General features: G+C 69.9%; 17 protein-coding genes and 1 riboswitch. Of the genes, 6 read left to right on the plus strand and 11 right to left on the minus strand.

Translation table 11 applies throughout. The annotated features are described in order from the left end of the window. Positions 1 to 30: 30 nt before the first annotated feature. Entirely contained in the window at positions 31 to 600 is a 570-nt protein-coding gene (locus tag U9978_RS14990; RefSeq protein ID WP_322761741.1) for a Uma2 family endonuclease, read from the plus strand. Here the strand turns inward: U9978_RS14990 and U9978_RS14995 are convergent. Genes U9978_RS14995 through U9978_RS15045 form a run of 11 tightly spaced genes read right to left on the minus strand, consistent with a single transcriptional unit; the run spans position 593 to position 12,602 of the window. Then, positions 593 to 1,540 carry a sirohydrochlorin chelatase gene (locus U9978_RS14995; protein ID WP_322761742.1) on the minus strand — a complete coding sequence of 316 codons (948 nt, stop codon included), beginning with the start codon at positions 1,538 to 1,540 and terminating at the stop codon, positions 593 to 595. The genes U9978_RS14990 and U9978_RS14995 overlap by 8 nt on opposite strands. Beyond that, the gene (locus tag U9978_RS15000; protein WP_416210978.1) at positions 1,537 to 2,163 is read right to left on the minus strand and encodes a precorrin-8X methylmutase; all 627 of its coding nucleotides are present in this window, start codon (positions 2,161 to 2,163) and stop codon (positions 1,537 to 1,539) included. The genes U9978_RS14995 and U9978_RS15000 overlap by 4 nt, the downstream gene beginning before the upstream one ends. Further along, a complete protein-coding gene (locus tag U9978_RS15005; protein ID WP_322761744.1) occupies positions 2,160 to 2,405 on the minus strand; it encodes an ATP-binding protein in 246 nt (81 codons plus the stop codon). Before U9978_RS15005 ends, U9978_RS15000 begins: the two co-directional genes overlap by 4 nt. Then, the gene (gene cobJ, locus U9978_RS15010) at positions 2,396 to 4,216 is read right to left on the minus strand and encodes a precorrin-3B C(17)-methyltransferase (RefSeq protein ID WP_322761745.1); all 1,821 of its coding nucleotides are present in this window, start codon (positions 4,214 to 4,216) and stop codon (positions 2,396 to 2,398) included. Before cobJ ends, U9978_RS15005 begins: the two co-directional genes overlap by 10 nt. Then, a complete protein-coding gene (cbiE, locus tag U9978_RS15015; protein WP_322761746.1) occupies positions 4,203 to 5,531 on the minus strand; it encodes a precorrin-6y C5,15-methyltransferase (decarboxylating) subunit CbiE in 1,329 nt (442 codons plus the stop codon). Before cbiE ends, cobJ begins: the two co-directional genes overlap by 14 nt. Further along, positions 5,528 to 6,709, minus strand: coding sequence for a cobalt-precorrin-5B (C(1))-methyltransferase (locus U9978_RS15020; protein WP_322761747.1), 1,182 nt, complete (start codon positions 6,707 to 6,709; stop codon positions 5,528 to 5,530). Before U9978_RS15020 ends, cbiE begins: the two co-directional genes overlap by 4 nt. Beyond that, positions 6,706 to 7,608: a precorrin-4 C(11)-methyltransferase gene (gene cobM, locus U9978_RS15025; RefSeq protein WP_416210982.1), complete on the minus strand. Its 903-nt coding sequence runs from the start codon at positions 7,606 to 7,608 to the stop codon at positions 6,706 to 6,708. Before cobM ends, U9978_RS15020 begins: the two co-directional genes overlap by 4 nt. Then, positions 7,605 to 8,447: a precorrin-2 C(20)-methyltransferase gene (gene cobI / locus U9978_RS15030; protein WP_416210983.1), complete on the minus strand. Its 843-nt coding sequence runs from the start codon at positions 8,445 to 8,447 to the stop codon at positions 7,605 to 7,607. Before cobI ends, cobM begins: the two co-directional genes overlap by 4 nt. Then, positions 8,444 to 9,901, minus strand: a complete 1,458-nt coding sequence (locus U9978_RS15035) for a cobyrinate a,c-diamide synthase (protein WP_322761750.1) — start codon at positions 9,899 to 9,901, stop codon at positions 8,444 to 8,446. Before U9978_RS15035 ends, cobI begins: the two co-directional genes overlap by 4 nt. Then, positions 9,895 to 10,500 carry a cob(I)yrinic acid a,c-diamide adenosyltransferase gene (gene cobO, locus U9978_RS15040; protein ID WP_322761751.1) on the minus strand — a complete coding sequence of 202 codons (606 nt, stop codon included), beginning with the start codon at positions 10,498 to 10,500 and terminating at the stop codon, positions 9,895 to 9,897. Before cobO ends, U9978_RS15035 begins: the two co-directional genes overlap by 7 nt. 2 nt (positions 10,501 to 10,502) lie before the next feature. Then, positions 10,503 to 12,602: a VWA domain-containing protein gene (locus U9978_RS15045; RefSeq protein WP_322761752.1), complete on the minus strand. Its 2,100-nt coding sequence runs from the start codon at positions 12,600 to 12,602 to the stop codon at positions 10,503 to 10,505. 132 nt (positions 12,603 to 12,734) lie between these two features. Further along, positions 12,735 to 12,862: riboswitch (cobalamin riboswitch) on the minus strand. Between the two features lie 280 nt (positions 12,863 to 13,142). Between U9978_RS15045 and U9978_RS15050 the strand changes: the two genes are divergently transcribed. The 5 genes from U9978_RS15050 (at position 13,143) to U9978_RS15070 (ending at position 18,250) form a co-directional block, all read left to right on the plus strand. Then, positions 13,143 to 13,850: a hypothetical protein gene (locus U9978_RS15050; protein WP_322761753.1), complete on the plus strand. Its 708-nt coding sequence runs from the start codon at positions 13,143 to 13,145 to the stop codon at positions 13,848 to 13,850. A gap of 62 nt (positions 13,851 to 13,912) precedes the next feature. Continuing rightward, complete coding sequence (locus U9978_RS15055; RefSeq protein WP_322761754.1) at positions 13,913 to 14,821, plus strand: glycosyltransferase family 2 protein; 909 nt, start codon at positions 13,913 to 13,915, stop codon at positions 14,819 to 14,821. Between the two features lie 116 nt (positions 14,822 to 14,937). Beyond that, positions 14,938 to 15,918 (plus strand): glycosyltransferase family 2 protein, encoded by a 981-nt coding sequence (locus U9978_RS15060; RefSeq protein WP_322761755.1) that lies wholly within the window; start codon positions 14,938 to 14,940, stop codon positions 15,916 to 15,918. A gap of 83 nt (positions 15,919 to 16,001) precedes the next feature. Continuing rightward, complete coding sequence (locus tag U9978_RS15065) at positions 16,002 to 16,751, plus strand: polysaccharide deacetylase family protein (protein WP_322761756.1); 750 nt, start codon at positions 16,002 to 16,004, stop codon at positions 16,749 to 16,751. Beyond that, positions 16,748 to 18,250: a glycosyltransferase family 2 protein gene (locus U9978_RS15070; RefSeq protein WP_322761757.1), complete on the plus strand. Its 1,503-nt coding sequence runs from the start codon at positions 16,748 to 16,750 to the stop codon at positions 18,248 to 18,250. Before U9978_RS15065 ends, U9978_RS15070 begins: the two co-directional genes overlap by 4 nt. The last annotated feature ends 21 nt before the right edge of the window (positions 18,251 to 18,271 follow it).

An 18,271-nucleotide genomic window follows, 5' to 3' on the forward strand; every position in this document is an offset into this window, starting at 1 on the left:
GTCTGGCGTCATGGCTGAGAGGAGCCCATCATGGCGGTTATGGCGGTCGCGTACGAGGATCTTCCGATCCGTGCGGATGGGTTCACTGTCGATGATCTGGCGGAGTTGCCCGATGACGGGCGGCGGTACGAGCTGGTCGACGGGGTGCTGCTGGTGAGTCCCGCTCCCCGTTGGGAACACCAGCGTGCGTGCCTGGAACTTGCGGTTGCGCTTCGGAGTGCCTGTCCCGACGATCGGGTGGTTTTCGCACCCACTCCGGATGTGCGCAGGGGGCAACGGACCAGTGTTCAGCCGGATGTGTGCGTGGTCGCCCGGGCGGATCTGGTCCGCGGGGAGCGTTACCTGGCTGTGCCGCTGCTGGTCATCGAGGTGCTCTCCCCCAGCAGCGTGGGCATCGACCGGCTGCTCAAACGCGACGTCTATGCCCGTCTCGGTGTCGGCCACTACTGGATCGTCGACGCAGACAAGCCCTCGATCACCACGCTGAGGCTCCGCGACGGCGAATACGTCGAGACCGTGACCGTGCACGGCGAGGCGACCCTGACCGTTACCGACCCGTTCCTGGTGGCGATCAGCCCGTCCCAGCTCGTTCTCATGTGATGGGCGCCGGGTGCGGGTGATGGCCGTGACCATGGTGCTGATGGTGACCATGCGGGTGTGTGGGGTCGTCGGGGTGGTCGTGCGGGGTCTGCGGCGCGCCGACCCGATGTTCGAAACCGGGCAGCGCCACCCGGTACAGGCAGGTGTCGCAGTTCATCCGGATGTCGCCGTCGAGTGCCTCGTGAAAGCGTTCGAGCACCAGGTCGACCAGGCCGTCGTGGTCACCGAGCAGGCCCGCGCAGCGCAGGTCGACGGTGGGATTGCGCGCAGCCCAGCCGCGGGCCTGGGCGATCACACGGTCCGGGAGCACGCCGGTGAACAGGAAGTACGGCGCCACCACGATCCGGGACGCGCCGAGACGGGCGCAGCGGTCGAGGCCGGCCGGGACCCCCGGTTCGGCCAGGCTGATGAACGCAGGTTCCACGCCGGCGAAGCCGCGTCCCTCCCACAGCAGGCGGGCGACCTTGGCGACCTCGGCGTTGGCATCGGGATCGGTGGATCCGCGGCTGACCAGCAGCACGGTTGTCTCCGCGCGTTCAGCGCGGGAGCAGACCGTCGCGATCCGCTCGTCGAGCGCCGCCAGCAGCGTCGGATGCGGGCCCAACGGCCGTCCGTAGGTGTAGTCAAGGCCGGGATGGCGGGCGCGTTCGCGGGCGAGCGCAGCCGGGATGTCACCCTTGGCGTGCCCGGCGGCCACCAGGGTCAGCGGCACCACCGCGAGCCGGTGCTGCCCCGCGGCGACGAACCGGGCGACCACATCGGCCACCGGCGGACGTGACAGCTCGATGAAGCCGCCGTCCACCGGCGTTCCGCCGGCCCGGGTGCGGACCAGGTCGACGAAGGTCTGAAACTGCGACACCCCGCCAGCGCTGCGCGTCCCGTGCCCGACGATCAGCAGCGCCGGCTTCGACTTGCCCGGTCGCGAGTCCCCATCCGTCATGACCGCAACCCCTCATACAACAGTGCGTTCAACGCCGCGGCGGCGACTGCCGCCCCGCCCTTCTCCGACCGGTTCGAGATGGCCGGCAGACCGGCGGCGCGCAACGCGTCCTTGGCCTCGACCGCTCCGACGAAACCGACGGGCAGGCCGATCACCAGCGCGGGCCGGGCGATGTCAGCCACTGCCAGCAGGCGTTCCAGGGCGGTCGGCGCGCATCCGATCACCCACACGGCACCCGGCCCCACCTCGTCGAGGGCGAGTCCGACGGCTGCGGCGGACCGGGTCAGCCCGCCGCGGGCCGCGTCGCCCGTGCCGCCTGCACCCGTGGCATCGACGTCACCGAGTCGGCACACCACCTTCCGGGTGGTGATTCCCGCGGCCGTCATGCGTACGTCGACGACGATCGGTGCACCAGCGGCCAACGCGTCGACGGCGCCACACAGAGCCGCCTCGTCGCAGACCAGGTCGGTGGCGTAGGCGATGTCGGCGCTGGCATGGACGACCCGTTCGACGACCGCGCGGGTCCACGGCGCCAACGCCGCGGTGTCCAGGCCGGTCGCGGCGAGGCGCGTCCGCAGGATGTCGTATGACCGCTGTTCGATCGGATGCGCCACCCGGTTCATCGTCTTACCGCCGGTGACTCCGCGTAGATCAGTGCCCCCGAAAGAATCACGGCGTCGATCGCGTCGACCGGGCAGATCTCCGCACACTCCCCGCAGCCGGTGCAGCAGTCGGTGAGGATGACCGGTGCCCGGCCACCGCCGGGGCGCGTCGGCCCAGGGCGCACCGCGTGTTCGGGACAGGTGACCAGGCAGGCACCACATCCCGCGCATCCCTGCGCATCAACCCGGTAGATCAGCTCCATCGGTAGCCCCTCGGCGTGACGATGCGACCCGCGACGACACGGGTCTGGGTGCTGCCGACCACGACCGTCGTGGTCATGCCGACACGATCCAGACCGCTGGTCGTGGCGTCGGCCAGGTCCGCGATGGTGGTGATGCTGACCTGTTGACCGGGGCGGAATGCCTCGGTGACGATCCCGACCGGGGTCGAGGGCGGCCGGCGGGCGGCCAGCAGCTCCAGTGCGCGCGGCAGTTGCCAGGTCCGGGTCCGGCTCCGCGGATTGTAGAAGGCGACAACGAGATCGGCTTCGGCCGCCGCGGTGACCCGACGTTCGATCACATCCCACGGTGTGTGCAGATCTGAGAGACTGATCATCGCGTGGTCGTGGCCGAGCGGCGCACCGAGCAGTGCCGCGGCGGACAGCGCCGCCGTCACCCCGGGTACCCCCACCACGTCGAAGGAGCCGTCGGCTCGCTCCAGGGTGGGGCTGCCCATTGCATATACCCCGGCATCCCCGCTGCCGATCAGAGCGACCGCGTGGCCGGCGCGGGCCGTCTCGACCGCCACGGCGGCCCGTGCCTCCTCCGAGCCCAGGCCGCTGGCCAGCACCCGCGTGCCCGGTCGGATCAGGTCGGCGACGGAGTCGACGTACTGGTCCAGGCCGACGATCACGCTGGCTCGGGCGAGTTCGCGCGCGGCATACGGGGTGAGCAGATCCCGGTCCCCGGGGCCGAGGCCGACGATCGCCAGCCGGCCGCGGGGACGATGGCGGGCCACCGCCACGGTCGCATGCGCGCTCGCCCGCTTGGACACGACCAGCTCGCCACTGTCAGTCGCAGCACCGTCGGCGCCCAGCAGGCTCGCCGCCTCGGCGACACTGGGCGTGCCGACGGCGGCCCGGACCACCTCGGAGGGATGGGGCACGTTGACGGTCGCGAGTAGCGCGGCCGGGTGGAACACCAGTGGCCAGCCCCGGGTGCGGGCTGCCGCGATGATGCCGGCCTCGTCCCGTTTGGCCTCAACCGTGGCGAGGTGGCGCACGGCCAGCGGCGACAGGCCCGCATCGGCCAGTGCGCGATCGACGAGGTCGAGGATCTCCTGCTCGGGCGCGCCACGGCTCGCGCCGACTCCGACGATCAGGCTAGGCGGCCGATAGACGACCGTCCGACCGGTGATCACAGGGTCTGTGATCATGCGATCGGTGATGATGATGGATGGCCCGCTGTCGGGTTGACCGTCGCGTCGGGTCCACGGCGGTGTGCCGAGCTGGCGAACCGTCGCCGGTAGCGGTGGCAGCGGCCAGACGGCGTCGGCGTACATCGCCACGGGCTCACCGGAGAGCACCGCCGCGCCCACCCTCGCCAGGCGTGAGCCCGGCTCGACCCGCAGCCCCACATCGGCGCCGAACGAGTCGAGTGCTGTCGAGCCCGATGCGTCGCTGGCGGTGGTCACAACGGCGGTTGCGCCCAGCGCTGTGGCGACACGTTCGGCGAGCGCGTTGGCACCACCGCTGTGCCCGCCGACCAGGGCGACCGCCCACCGTCGGGCCTCGTCCACGCAGACCACACCCGGGTCGCTGGCCTTGCCGGTGAGTAGATCAACCGCGGCGAGCAGCCGCACCGTCGCGCCGGTGGCGATGAAACAGACCACGCCCGTGCATTGGATGACCGCGGCGGCGAGCGCCTCGCGGACCGTGCCAGGGTAGATCCGGGCGTCCGGCCAGACCCGGGCGAGCTCCGCCGCGCCGGCGCGTCCAGCCGCGGTCACCGCGACCAGACCGATACCGTAGCGGCCGCCACCTTCGCGATCATCATCCCGGCTACCGTGGATCATGCTGGTTCCCAGTGTGTTCTCCCCACAACAGGACGACCGGGTTGGTCGCCGCGAGCCGTAGCGCACCGTCGGGTAACGGTCGTAGTCGGGATGCGGCGAGCTGAGTCCCGGCGACGTCGAGACCGGCGCCGGCCAGCGCCTCCCAGCTGGGTCGAACCCGGTCGAGGGCGGCCAGGGCGACGACCACCATCCGCCGGGCCCGCCGGGCACAGGCCGCGACCACATCCGGTCCGCCGCCGCCGACGAACACCGCGTCGGGTGTGGGCAGGTCGGTGAGCACGTCCGGGGCGGCGCCCCGGATGACCTCGAGCGACACCCGGTGCGCGTGCGCGTTCGCCCGGGTGCGTGCGCAGGCATCCGTGTCGTGATCGACGGCGATGACCCCCGCGCCGAGACGGGCGCATTCCACCGCAACCGATCCGCTGCCGGCACCGACGTCCCAGATGAGATCGCCGGGTCCCGGGCCGAGGTGGGCCAGTGCCACCGCCCGCACCTCGGCCTTGCTGATCATCGAGTCGCGATGGGTGAACGCGGCCTCGGGCAACGCCCAGCCCGGTGGTGACCCCCAGCGCGGAAAGATCCATCCAGCCGGGTCGTGATCGTGTGTCGTGGGTCGGTCCGGCGTGGTCCGGTCGGTGTCATGGACGATGGTGTCCACCACGATGACCACGTTCGGATCCCGCCAGTCGCGACGTGCCGCGGCCTGCTGCGGCGTGCACCAGGTGGTCCGTTCGGTGGGCATCCCGAGATCCTCGGCGACGAACATCCGGCGCGGCAGCGCCGTCAGCGCGGCGCCGAGCATGGCCGGGTCGCCGCCCGGTCCGGTCAGCACGGCCACGCATGGATGGGCGCGGCAGGCGTTGACGGCCCGGTCCAGGCGGCGACCGTGCGCGCTGAGTACCAGGGCGTCGTCCCACGGCAGCCCGGCACGCGCGAAGGCGAGGGTGACCGAGGATGTCGCGGGCAGCACCTCGATGTCGAGACTGTTCGTGTCGCCGGGACTGTTCGTGCCGCCGGGAGCGAGCTCGCCGTCGAGACGGAGTCGGCGCAGCGCTCGGACGATGCCGAAGAACCCTGGGTCACCGCTGGCCAGGACCACCGCCGGGCCACCGTCGGCGGCCAGGTGAGCCGTCAGTTCAGCCAGGCCCGCCCCGACGTTACCAAGGGTGATCGTCGTCACTGCCGTGGCCAGCAGTGGCGCGACCGCGTCGAGATGGCGACGTCCGCCGACCACCAGCGTGGCGGTGCTCAACGCGTGGACCGCGGCGGCGGTGAGCGGACGCCCGTCCCAGCCGATCACCGTCACCAGGCTCATGGTGCAGGCCTGCATGGCCCGACCCATGTCTGTTCCGTCGCGGCGACACAGGACGTCCCGGTGAAGTCGACCATGGCGACCCGGGCCCGCAGGCGTCCCTCGGTGAACCGGACGAGGACGCCCGCGACCCGGGCGCAGAGCAGGTCGCCGGCTGCCCGCAGCAGGCCGGTGGTCTCCCACAGCTCATGGGCGTGGCGCGCGGTGTTGGCAACGGCGACCGCGGCCACCAGCGCCGCGTCGCCACCGGCGTCCGCGGTGATCGCGGCGAGCAGGTCCGGGGAGACCTTCGACCGGGTGTAGTGCGTCATCAGGATGCCCGCGGCCAGCTTGGTGAGCTTGCCGGCCATGCCGACGAAGACCACGTCGGTCATGCCCACCTCGACCGCCCGGCGCAGGGCCGCTCCGGTGAAGTCGCCGACCTCGACGAAGCACACCTCGGGCAGCGCCGGTAGCAGCCCGATGGCCGCCTTCTCGGTGCGCCCGCCGGTGGCGAGCACGACCGTGCACTGCTGCTGGGCGGCGGCGACCGCCACGGCCTGTTCCACCGAGGCCCGCCATGACGCGGTGGAGAAGGGCCGCACGATGCCGGTGGTGCCAAGGATCGAGATCCCGCCGATGATGCCCAGGCGGGCGTTGGTGGTCCGCCGCGCCATCCGCTCCCCGTCCGGGACGCTGATCACCACCCGTAACCCGCGGGTGTCCAGGTCGACGACCTCCGCGACCGATCGTGTGATCATCGATCGGGGTACCGGGTTGATCGCCGCTTCGCCGACGGGCAGGCCGAGACCGGGTTTCGTGACGACGCCGACGCCGCTGCCGCCCTCGATCTCGATTCCGTTCTGCGTCCGCCAGGTCACCGTCGCGGTCATGTGTGCGCCATGGGTGACGTCCGGATCGTCCCCGGCGTCCTTGACCACGACGGCCTCGGCGGTCCGCCCGGCATCGACCACGCACCGCTCGACCGGGAAGGAGATCAGCCCGCCGGCTGGCAGGCTGACGGTGACCGCCCGCTGCACGATCCCGGAGACCAGGGCCGCGCTCGCGGCTTTCGCCGCGGCGGCCGAACACGTCCCGGTGGTCCATCCGGTGCGCAGCGCGTCCGGCCGGACCTTGGCGGTGCGCGGCAGATCAGGCTCACGCAGCGGGACCAGCTGGGGAACCGGTTCATGGGGGTTCACGCCGGCTGCTCCCCGGCTTCCCACGGACGATCGAGGGTCCGGTCGAGGGTCCGGTCGTGGGCACGCAGCGCCACCCGGGCGGTCCGTTCGGCCTTGCGGAATCCGTGGAAATGGCCGGGGTGGTAGAGGTGCGAGCGGGTGCCACCCGCCGCCAGCGCCGGGCCGACCAGCACCAGGGTGTGCTTCCACAGTTTGTGCGCACGGACGGTGGCGGCGAGGTCCGCAAGTGCGCACCGCACGATCAGTTCATCCGGCCAGCTCACCCGGTAGGCGACCACACAGGGCGTGTCCGGCGGATAACCACCGTCGGTGAGCTCGTCCTGGAGCTGACCGGACCGGGCCGCCGACAGGAACAGCGCCATCGTCGTGCCGTGCCGCGCGAAGCCGGCGATCTCCTCGCCCGCGGGCATCGGGGTCTTGCCGCCGCCGAGCCGGGTCAGGATCACCGACTGTGCCACCTCGGGAATGGTCAGTTCGCGTTGGACGGCCGCGGCGGCGGCGGTGAAGCTGCTGACCCCGGGCACGATCGCGGTGGCGAGCCCGAGCGCGGCGCAGACCTCCAGCTGCTCCTGTACCGCTCCCCACAGCGCCGGGTCGCCGGAGTGGATCCGGGCCACGGCGAGCCCGTCGCGCGCGGCGCGCCGGTAGACGTCCCGGACGCCTTCGAGCGGTAGTCCGGCCGAGTCGATGATCTCGGCGTCGGCGCGGGCGTGGGCGAGCACGTCCGGGTGCACGAGCGAGGACGCCCAGATGACCACATCCGCCTCACTGATCACCCGTGCGCCGCGCAGGGTAAGCAGGTCCGCGGCGCCGGGGCCGGCCCCGACGAACGTCACCCGGCCGCCTGGCGCTGGTGTGGCCCCGGCCGCTGTTTCGGTCAGGTCGGCCGTTTCGGTCACGTCGGCCACTGTCGCCTCCGGGTTGAGATCACCGTGGACAGGTAGGGGCCGGGCTGGTCGCGGGGCAGTTCACCCGCGGGACGGACGTCGCAGTCCGCCAGCCCCAGCGAAGCGCCGTAGACGGCTGTGCCGCTTGTGCTGTCGGTGTCACCTGGGCCGCCGAGCCGGTCGGCTTCGGCGAGGATGTCGAGGACCCGCGGCAGCGCCCGGCCGCCCTTGTACGCGATGACCGTGTCGTGGTCGGCCACGGCTCGCCGGTAGGCGTCCACCCCGGCGGTCAGCGGCAGCAGCGCCACCGTTTCGGTGCCCACCGCCAGCACCGTGCCGGACCGGGCGGCGAGATCCTGCAGCGCCATGATGCCGGGAACGGTCTCGACGACGACGTCGGGTAGCAGTGCGCGCACCCGGGCGGCCAGCGTGGTGAAGGTCGAGTAGACGTTCGGGTCGCCGATCGTGGCGAACGCGACGCCTCCCCCCTGGCTGTCCCCCGGGCTCCCTCCCCGGTGGCTCCCCGCATGCGTGCGCAGCGCCTGCGCAACCACTTCCGCCGGGGTGTCGTAGTCGGCGTCGCCGGTCATCCGGAACGGCAGGCGGCGAATCCGGTCATGGGTGACGTGGGCGCGCACGGTCGCCTCGGCTCGCCCCGGCGGCGGCGTTCCCTCGCTCACCGGGACGAACACGACATCGGCCCGCTCCAGGACACCGACCGCCTTGACCGTGATCAGGTCCGGATCGCCGGGACCCACACCGACCCCGATCAGACGGCGGCCCGCCCGTATGCGGTTGCTCGCCGGAGCAGGCTGCGCGCCCAGCCCGCCTGTCCTGTCCATCCCGCCTATGCCGTCCATTGCGGCCCTCTCGCCTGCCGTGCCGCCGCGACGAACCGCGCGGCCACGCCGGGTACACCCGCCCAGTGCAGATGCAGGTAGGACGCGTGTACCCCGCCGTGCACGAAGCCTTCGGTCCGCTCGTCGCGCTCGTCGCCTGCTGGGCGGCCGTCGATCTGCCAGGCAGAGCGGACCGTCCGGTGCTGCGTGGTCAGTACCGATGTGCGGTGGAACTCGTGCGCGGTCACCGGGGTGCCGGCTTCGGCGATCGGGCTGTCGCAGGCGGCCACGGCCCGGCGGTAACCAAGGGTGAGCCGAGGGCCCATAGCGGTGTCGACGTCGAGAACCCCGCACATCGGATGCCCGTCCAGGGATCGGGCGAGGTACAGCAGGCCCGCGCACTCGGCGCTGACCGGCGCGCCCCTTCCCGCCAGTGCCGCCACGTCGGCGCGCAGGGCCGCATTCGCAGCGAGTTCGGGTGCGTGTTCCTCCGGGAATCCCCCACCGATGATCAACCCGTCGCAGCCTGTTGGAAGATTCTCGTCACGCAACGGATCGACGGTGACCACCTCTGCTCCCGCGGCGCGCAGCAGCTCGGCCTGCTCGGCGTAACCGAAAGTGAACGCCGGCCCGCCCGTGACCGCGATCCGCACCGGCCGGCCCACCGCCGATATCGCAGGCACCGCCGGCTCAACGTCATGAATCATGTCGAATGGCGACCAGGGCGCCACGGTCAGTGCCGATGCCGACCGGGCGAGGGCGAGCACGGCATCAAGATCGCATGATGCGGCGACCAGCGTGCCGAGCGCGGCGACAACCTCGGCCGCCGCGGACGCGCGTTCGGCCGCGGGCACCAGCCCGAGATGCCGGGACGGCACCGCGGCCCGATCGTCGCGGCGCAGCACACCCAGCACGGTGACGCCGAGACCCGCGACCGCGTCCCGCAACAACCGTTCGTGGCCGGGCGAACCGACCCGGTTGAACACCACTCCGCCCAGGCGCACCCGCTCGTCCCAGGTGGCGAAGCCGTGCACGGTCGCGGCCACCGAACGGCCGACCGCGGACGCGTCGACCACCAGCACGACCGGGGCGCCGGTCAGCCGGGCTACATGGGCGGCCGAGGCGAAGTCGGCGGGCTGACCGGCTTCGGGCACCGACACCCCGTCGAACAGGCCCATCACGCCTTCCACGATGGCGATGTCGGCGTTGCGCGCACCGTGGGCAAGCAGCGGTGCGATCCGATGCTCCCCGCACAGCACGGCGTCGAGGTTGCGGCCGGGGCGCCTGCTGGCGATGGTGTGATAGGTCGGGTCGATGTAGTCGGGCCCGACCTTGTGCGGGGACACCCGCAGGCCGCGGGCGGTGAACGCGGCCATCAGCCCGGTCGCCACCGTGGTCTTGCCGGCGCCGCTGGCCGGGGCGGCGATCACCAGCCGTGGTGGCAGCGGGACCGGCGGGGCTACCATTCGATCCCCCGTTGGCCCTTCTGCCCGGCGTCCATCGGATGCTTCACCTTGGTCATCTCGGTGACCAGGTCGGCGGCGTCGATCAGCGCGGGCGGGGCGGCGCGCCCGGTGACGACGACATGCTGGCGTCCCGGACGGGTACGCAGCACCTCGATGACCTCGTCGGTGTCGATCCATCCCCACTTCAGCGGGTAGGTCAGCTCGTCGAGGACGTAGAGCCGGTAGGTCTGGGCGGCCAGGTCCCGGCGGATCTGCGCCCAGCCCTCCCGGGCGGCCTCGGCGGGGTCGGCGGCGGGGTCGATCCGGGCCTGCACCCAGCTCCATCCCTCGCCCATCTTGTGCCAGGCGATGTCCCCGCCCTCACCGCCGGCGGCCAGGGTGCGCAGTGCCCGTTCCTCCCCGATTCGCCATTTCGCGGACTTGACGAACTGGAACACCCCGACGTCCCAGCCCTGCGCCCAGCCGCGCAGCGCGAGCCCGAACGCCGCGGTCGACTTCCCCTTGCCCTCACCGGTGTGGACGATCAGCAGCGCTCGGTCCCGGCGCGCCCGGGTCGTCAGGCCGTCGTCGGGCACCATGGCGGGTTGTCCCTGTGGCATGGCTAGGCAGCCCTGCGCCGGCTGGTCGCGTGGCCGCTCGCGCGGTTGGTCGCGGCTGCCAGTGCGTCGATCGGGATGGTCGTGCCGCCGAGCGCGGTCGCGAGACGGCCGGCCAGACCCAGGCGCACGTGCCCGCTCTCGCAGTCGACGACGATGCTCGCCAGGCCGCTACGAGCCAACGCCCGCGCGGGGGTGAGCGGGTCCGGCCCGGCGGTGGCGCGGCCGTCGGTGACGACGATCAGCAGCGGACGCCGGTCCGGGTCGCGGCGGCGTTCGGCCGCGAGGACCTCGCCGGCGCGGGTCAACCCGGCTGCCAGCGGGGTCCGCCCGCCGGTCGGCAGGGACGCGAGTCGCGCCGCGCCCACCTCCACACTCGATGTCGGGGGGAGGACGAGATCGGCGCCGGAACCCCTGAAAATGATCATTCCGACTCGGTCGCGGCGCTGGTAGGCGTCGAGCAGGAGGGACAGCACGGCGGTGGTGACGGTACGCATGCGGGCGCGGGCGGCCATCGACCCGCTGGCGTCCACCAGGAACAGGACCAGGTTGCCCTCACGTCCCGCCCGGACCGCGCCGCGCCGGTCGGAGGGACGCAGCGCCAGCCCCGGGCCGACGCGCCCGCGGGCGTGCTGCCAGGGCGCGGCTGCCCGCAGGGTCGCCAGCAGGTGCAGGCCGGGCGCGTCCGGGGAGCTGGTGACGACCGCGCCGTGCGAGGTGCGGGCGCGTGAGCGGCGGCCGGGCGCACCCAGCGGTGTTCCGGTGTCGGGGATCTCCAGCCGGCGTGGGCGGAACGATGGGCCGGGCGTGCCTGCACGTCGCTCCTGGCGCTCCTGCCCCTGCCCCGCCGTGGCGCGGTGTTCCCCGGCATCCTGTTCCGGGGCATCGTGTTCCGCGGAACGCGGGGATGGGACGACGTCCGGCTCGGCCGTGCGTTCCGATGTCGTTTCCGGCTCGCTGGATGCCGGCCCGCCGCCAACACGGCCGCCGTCTCCCCCGCGTCCACCACCGCCCTTGGTCGGCGGGGGGCGATCCGGGTCCATGTCCGGATCCATGTCCGGGTCCATGTCCGGGTCAAGGTCGGGGTCCGGACCGGTGGGGGACTCGTCCAACGCCTTGGTCAGAGTGTCTTCGTCCAGGCCAGGCGCGTCGAACGGGCCACGGCGGCAGCGGTGCGGCAGGGCCAGGCGGGCGGCGCGGCGGACGTCGTCGGCGTCCACGGTCTCCCGACCCTCCCAGGCGGCCAGCGCGATCGCGGTGCGGGCCACGACCACATCCGCGCGCATCCCGTCCACGTCGAACGCCGCACAGACCGCGGTGACCTGGCGCAGTGCGGAGTCGGGCAGTTCGACAGCGGGCAGCCGGTCGCGGGCGGTGGCGATCCGGGCGGCCAGTGCGGTCTCCTGCACCGCCCAGCGGGCGGCGAAGGCGTCGGGGTCGGCGTCGTAGGCCAGCCGGCGGCGCACCACCTCGGCTCGCACCGGCGGCTGTCGGCTGGCTGCGACCTCGACGGTCAGCCCGAAGCGGTCCAGCAACTGCGGGCGCAGTTCACCTTCTTCGGGGTTCATCGTCCCGACCAGCAGGAAGCGGGCGGCATGGCGCACCGACACCCCGTCGCGTTCGACGTGGGCGACACCGAGGGCGGCCGCGTCCAACAGCAGGTCCACGAGATGGTCGTGCAGGAGGTTGACCTCGTCGACGTAGAGCAGGCCGCGATGGGCGGCGGCGAGCAGCCCCGGCCGCAGCGACGTGATGCCTTCGGCGAGCGCCCGGTCGAGGTCGATCGCCCCGGTGACCCTGTCCTCGGAGGCGCCGACCGGCAGCTCCACCAGACGTGCCGCCCGGGTGATCGGCCGGGCCTCCGGTGGATGCGGGCCGTCCGGGCAGTCGGGGTCGGCATCGGCCGGGTCGCAGGAGAACCGACAGCCGGTCACCACGGTCACCGGCGGGAGCAGTGCGGCAAGACCGCGTACCGCCGTCGACTTGGCGGTGCCCTTCTCCCCGCGGACGAGCAGCCCGCCGATCGCCGGTGACACCGCGTTGAGGATGAGGGCGAGCCGCAGGTCGTCCATGCCCACCACCGCGGACAACGGGTAGGCCGTCATCGTGCCCTGTGCCGCTGTGCGCTGGACTCCGTATCGATCACGATTCGGCCGATCATGAGCCGGCAGGCGTGCGTTGACATACCGCGGTCCTCCCTCGGGTTTCCTCGCCCTCGGTAACGGTGCGGACGGCCGGAGTATCCTGACTTCCGGATCAGCGCGCCCCCTCGGCCTTCCAACCACTCTCGCGGCCGTGACGTACGGTGAGGGGTTGCTCCCCGGTGACAGTGGCGGGACCGCGCCGGATTCCCACCGGCTTCCTCCACTGCCGTCGCGCTCCTCAGCATGGCACACCAGGCCACCCGCAAGCCCACCTTCGCGAGCGCCGTGGTCGGCTCGTGACGGAAACCGGCGGTGACCCGCGGTGACCCGCGTCCGGCGTAGACAAGTTACTGCCCACGTGGGGATGCCATACGCAGTCGGCGACATACGGTCGATTGCAAGCGACCGAATGGCTCGGCGACGTCATGCGGCGAGTCGGGACGGCCTGGCGCTCTCGCCCGTGGCCGATCGCGTGTCAACACCAGGGCGAAAGGATGATTTATGACCGCCGACAGCCAGCTGACCGTCCTCTCAAACTATGACATCCTCAAGCGCACCCTCCACAAGGACGGAATTTCCTTTGTTCTGCAAGCCGGTGCCAGGTACGCGCGGGGTGTTTGGTTCGACAGCCGGCACGGCACCCGGACGTCGACGCGTATCGCTCTCACGGAGAAGCTCACCATAGCCGGCGACCGGGAAACCGGTCACGATCTGGTGCCAATGCCGGTCGGTCCCTTCTACGACGCACTCAGAAAGTTTCACGTGCCAACCGAAGGAACATTCATCGACTTCGGTGCCGGAAATGCACGAGTGCTTCTCCTGGCCGCCGAGTTCGGATTCAGAAGCGTTGTCGGCGTCGAATTCGCGAAGGAACTGTGCGAGCTCGGCGAGGAGAATATAGCTGCCTATAGGAAGCGCCGGGGAGACGGCCTCGAAGCGCGTATGGTGTGTATCGATGCGGCGCTGTACGAGATTCAACCGGATGAGCGGGTCTTCTTCTTCTTCAATCCTTTCGACGCCGATGTTCTCAGGCCGGTCATCGCCAACATCGAACGTTCTGTCGCAGTCCGTCCGCGCGATGCCTGGATCATTTACAGCAAGCCCCGGCACGAGGAAGTACTGGAGTCTCTTCCCAACTGCTGGGAGAAGGCAGGTGAGACCACCTACCGTGGATTCAGCCGCATCATCGCCTATCGTTCCAGGCCCTGACCGGAGTGGCGCAAACTACTATGGTCCGCTTTCAAAAGGTCCAGTACGGAGAATCACCTGAAATGTCAGAATCCGCCAGGTTGGATGGCTCACCCAGCGTCAGCGTGGTAATTCCTACCCTCAACGAGGCGCAAAACCTGCCGCACGTCTTCCCGCGCCTGCCCGACGACGCCGAGATCATTGTCGTCGACGGTCGTTCCAGTGACGGCACTGTTGACGTCGCCCGCTCGCTACGGCCCGACGCCGTCATCGTGAACCAGACCCGGCGTGGCAAGGGAAATGCGGTGGCGTGTGGCTGTGCAGCGGCGACCGGTGACGTCGTTGTGATGCTCGACGCGGATGGGTCAGCGGACCCGGCCGAGATCCCCCAGTTTGTCCGGGCGCTCACCGCGGGCGCCGACTTCGCCAGGGGATCGCGTTTTCTCCCCCGCGCCGGGAGCAGCGACATCACACCACTGCGCCGGGCCGGAAACCGGTGGCTCAACGCTCTGGCCAACATCGCGGTCCACGCCCGTTTCACCGATCTCTGCTATGGCTACAATGCGTTCTGGCGACAATGTATACCGGCGTTCGGGCTTGATCCCGGTGAGCGCGACCAGAAGCTCTCCTGGGGGGACGGTTTCGAGGTGGAGACACTGATCAGCATTCGGACCGTCCAAGCCGGTTTCCGCGTCGTCGAGGTGCCCAGCTTCGAGCACCGGCGTCTGCACGGTTCAAGCAAACTCCACCCGGTGTCCGACGGCCTTCGTGTATTGTTCGTGATCATAAAAGAATGCGGGTGGTCCGGCAGGCGACGGTCGCGGTCCAGAATGCTGTCCGTGTCAGCACCGTCGGTCGGTTTCAGACACGTCGCCGGGGCCGACGGACACGGTCTCGATCCACGGACCGAAGAGGCTCGCCGGCCGCTCGACGCGGCGTCCCGCGAGGCCACCGGAGCTGTGGCGGCGCTGAACGGCCGGCCCATCCGGTGAGAAACTGTGTTGCCATCGGACAAAGTCCGCGATGAACAGTGGCCGTGAACGGCGTGCGTCGGAATCAATTCGCTTTCCCGGGCGTGTGGCCTCGAACCTGTGAAGGAGAGAAATCCGTGACCAACCTCCGGTTGGAATTCCCCGCCCCCGCCCGCGTCACGCCACAACGGCGGCTTCCGCCGACTGCATCGGTTGTCATCTGCGTATTTACCGAGCGGCGTTGGAACGATATTCTTGCCGCGCTTACCAGCGTCCGGAGTCAACACCGTCGGCCGGAAGAGATCATCGTTGTGGTGGACCACAACGACGCACTGCTCCAGCGCAGCCGGGATTTTTTCACGAATGTGACGGTGCTGGCGAACCGCGGCGCACGCGGGCTCAGCGGCGCACGAAACACGGGCGTTCACGTCGCCTCCGGCGATGTTGTGGTCTTTCTCGATGATGATGCCCGGGCGCATCCGCAATGGCTGGAACGCCTGCTGATCCCCTACGCGGACCCAGCGGTACAGGGCGTCGGTGGCCTGGTGGTCGCAGACTGGCCGACCGACCGTCCCGGGTGGTTCCCGCCCGAGTTCGACTGGGTGGTCGGCTGTAGTTATGTGGGTCTGCCCACCAGCCGCCATCCGATCCGTAATCCGATCGGCGCGGCCATGTCGGTCCGAAGGTCGGCGTTCGCGCAGGCCGGTGGCTTCACCGACGGTGTCGGGCGGGTCGGCGACAACACATCGGGCTGTGACGAGACCGAGTTTTTCATCCGCCTCCGCCGAAAACTGCCGGACGCTTCCGTCGTGTATGAGCCGAGGGCGATCGTCGATCATCGTGTCACCCCGGAACGGACGTCGTTCGCGTATTTCCGTCGCCGGTGCTATGCGGAGGGGTCGTCCACGGCACTCGTCGCCCGCATGGTCGGCAGTCGGGAAGCTCTCTCGACCGAACGTCGGTACGTGCGACGTACGCTGCCCCGTGCGGTCGCCGGTAACCTGCGCAAACCCGGTCAGTGGCCGCGTGCCGGAGCACTGATGTTCGGTCTTGTCGTCACGGCCGCCGGCTACGTACGCCGGCGAAGTATTTTCTCGATCTTGGACATAACAGCCTGATGACGTTCCTGCTGTATCCCATGGAGCCGCGATGGTTCTGTCATCTCAGTTGCTTCCATAATCTCAGTTGTATGGGAGATGTGATGATTCCGATCCTGCTTTACCATTCGGTAGCGGCCGAGCCACCGCCGGGAATGGCCCGCTGGACTGTGTCACCACAGCGTTTCGCGCAGGATGTCGCGATGATGGCCGAATCCGGCCGGACCGCCCTGACCGTCTCGGAGTTCGCGCTGAAGCTGGCTGCCGGGAAACTGTCCGAGCAGGCGCTCGTCGTGACCCTCGATGACGGGTTCGCGGACAACGTCGAAGCCGTCCACCAGCTGGTGGACGGGGGCTTTACGCCAACGGTCTTCGTGACCACCTCGTGGATCGGGCATGAAGGAATGCTGACCGTCCGGGACCTACACAAGATCATAAATCTGGGTGCCGAAATCGGCGCACACAGCCACACCCACCGACGCCTCGACGAGCTTTCCACGATGCATCTCGAGGATGAGATAGCTGGTTCCGCAGCGAGTCTGTCCGCCCTTACGGGAATCCCCTGCCGGTCCTTTGCATACCCGCACGGGAACTTTAGCGCGGCCGTCCGCAACGCCGTGATCAATGCTGGTTACGAATCGGCGTGTGCAGTGAAGAACGCAATGTCCGGTCCTGCTGACGATCGCTATGGAATCTCGCGAATGACAGTTCAGCGGAGCGTCTCGAAGGAGCATTTCCAGGAATGGCTTCAAGGCCGTGGCAGGACTGCCCCCAGACATGATCTCCTGCGTACCAGGGCATTTCGGGTAGCGCGCCGCAGCCGGGCCGGACTGATGACCGGGGTGCATCGGTGAGCGGGCCCGATCAGACCCTCGGTGTCCCTCCGGCGCTGCCAGTCGCCATGCGCCGTCGCCTGCTGTTGGCGGAGGCCGCGGGTTACGCGGCGGGTCCGGGCTCGTACCTGTTGGGCCGGTGGCGGATGAGTCATGCCCGTCGATCGGCACCGCGGTCCGGCGGCGGCCGGTCCCAGCAACAGGACGAACCGATCGTCTCCGGTCTGACTTCTGATGGCCCCGGCCCAGAAGAGGCCCATGCACGAAAGGCGGCCGGTATCTGGTGCGGACAACTTGAACTGTCGGCACCAGATACGTTGCCGAGCCATCCCCGTCGCGGGGATGGTGACCCTTACGCGCAGGCACGAGTTCTGCTGCGCCTGCACGGCGAGGCGGTCGGATACGTTTCTGTCGGCCTCGGTCCGGCCGGGCTGGATCGCGCTCGGGTGCTCGCCGCGGCCAACGCGGACGTGGTCGCCCGTGTGCGGGGTCATCTCGCTGCCGACGGACTGCTCGACGAGCGCGATCTGGGCCGCGGCCTCGACGCGGCCGGGCTTGTCGCCGTTGGGCACGTGAAACAGCCGACCTCCGGTGGGTTTCCCGCCACTCTATGCGGCGCACGCGCCGACAAGGATGTCGGGGTGACCGATGTCGGGGTGAACTCCGATACCCGGGTGAGCATTATCGTATGTACCCGCGATCGGCCGGAGGCGCTCGGCAACTGCCTGCATTCTCTGGAGGCCCTCCGGTATCCAAACCTTGAAATCATCGTCGTCGACAACTCACCCAGCGATGACGGCGCCCGTCGCATGTTTCAAACCACGGTTGGAAAGGATCATCGATTTCGTTATGTCCGGGAGGACAGGCCGGGGTTGTCGTGTGCCCGTAATGCCGGGCTGGAGATTGCCACCGGCCTGGTGACGGCCTTCACCGATGACGACGTCGTGGTTGATTCTGACTGGATCGGTGGGATTCTTCACGGTTTCTCCCGACGGGACACGATAGCCTGCGTGACGGGTCTGGTGGCCGCAGCCAACCTCGATGGCCCGACCGAACAGTACTTCGACGCTCGAGTGGCATGGTCGACACGATGCGAGCCAAGGATTTTCGACGGGGATCCGGTCGATCGGCCGGGACCCCTGTACCCGTTTGCGGCCGGGTCGTTCGGCGCGCTGGTAGCCGTACGCACATCGGTGCTACAAGCGCTGGGGGGATTTGACAATGCGCTCGGTGTTGGTACTCCCAGCCGCGGCGGCGAAGATCTCGATCTGCTCGTCCGAATTCTGCTTGCGGGTCATGTCATCGCCTATGAACCGGCTGCCGTGTCCTGGCATCATCACCGCGGCGACTTCCCGACCCTCCGGCGGCAGATGTTCGGCTACGGATGCGGTCTCTCCGCCTATCTGACGAAATATCTGCTGAATCCCCGTACCGGTGGGCGACTGATTCTGCGAGTCCCGGCGGGCGTCGCGCACCTACGCCGGTTGAACTCACGGACATGTCTGGCCAAGACGGGATGACAGGGTTCCTATTTTCGGGAG

This window comes from Protofrankia sp. Cr2, from assembly GCF_963555885.1.
Classification (GTDB): domain Bacteria; phylum Actinomycetota; class Actinomycetes; order Frankiales; family Frankiaceae; genus Protofrankia.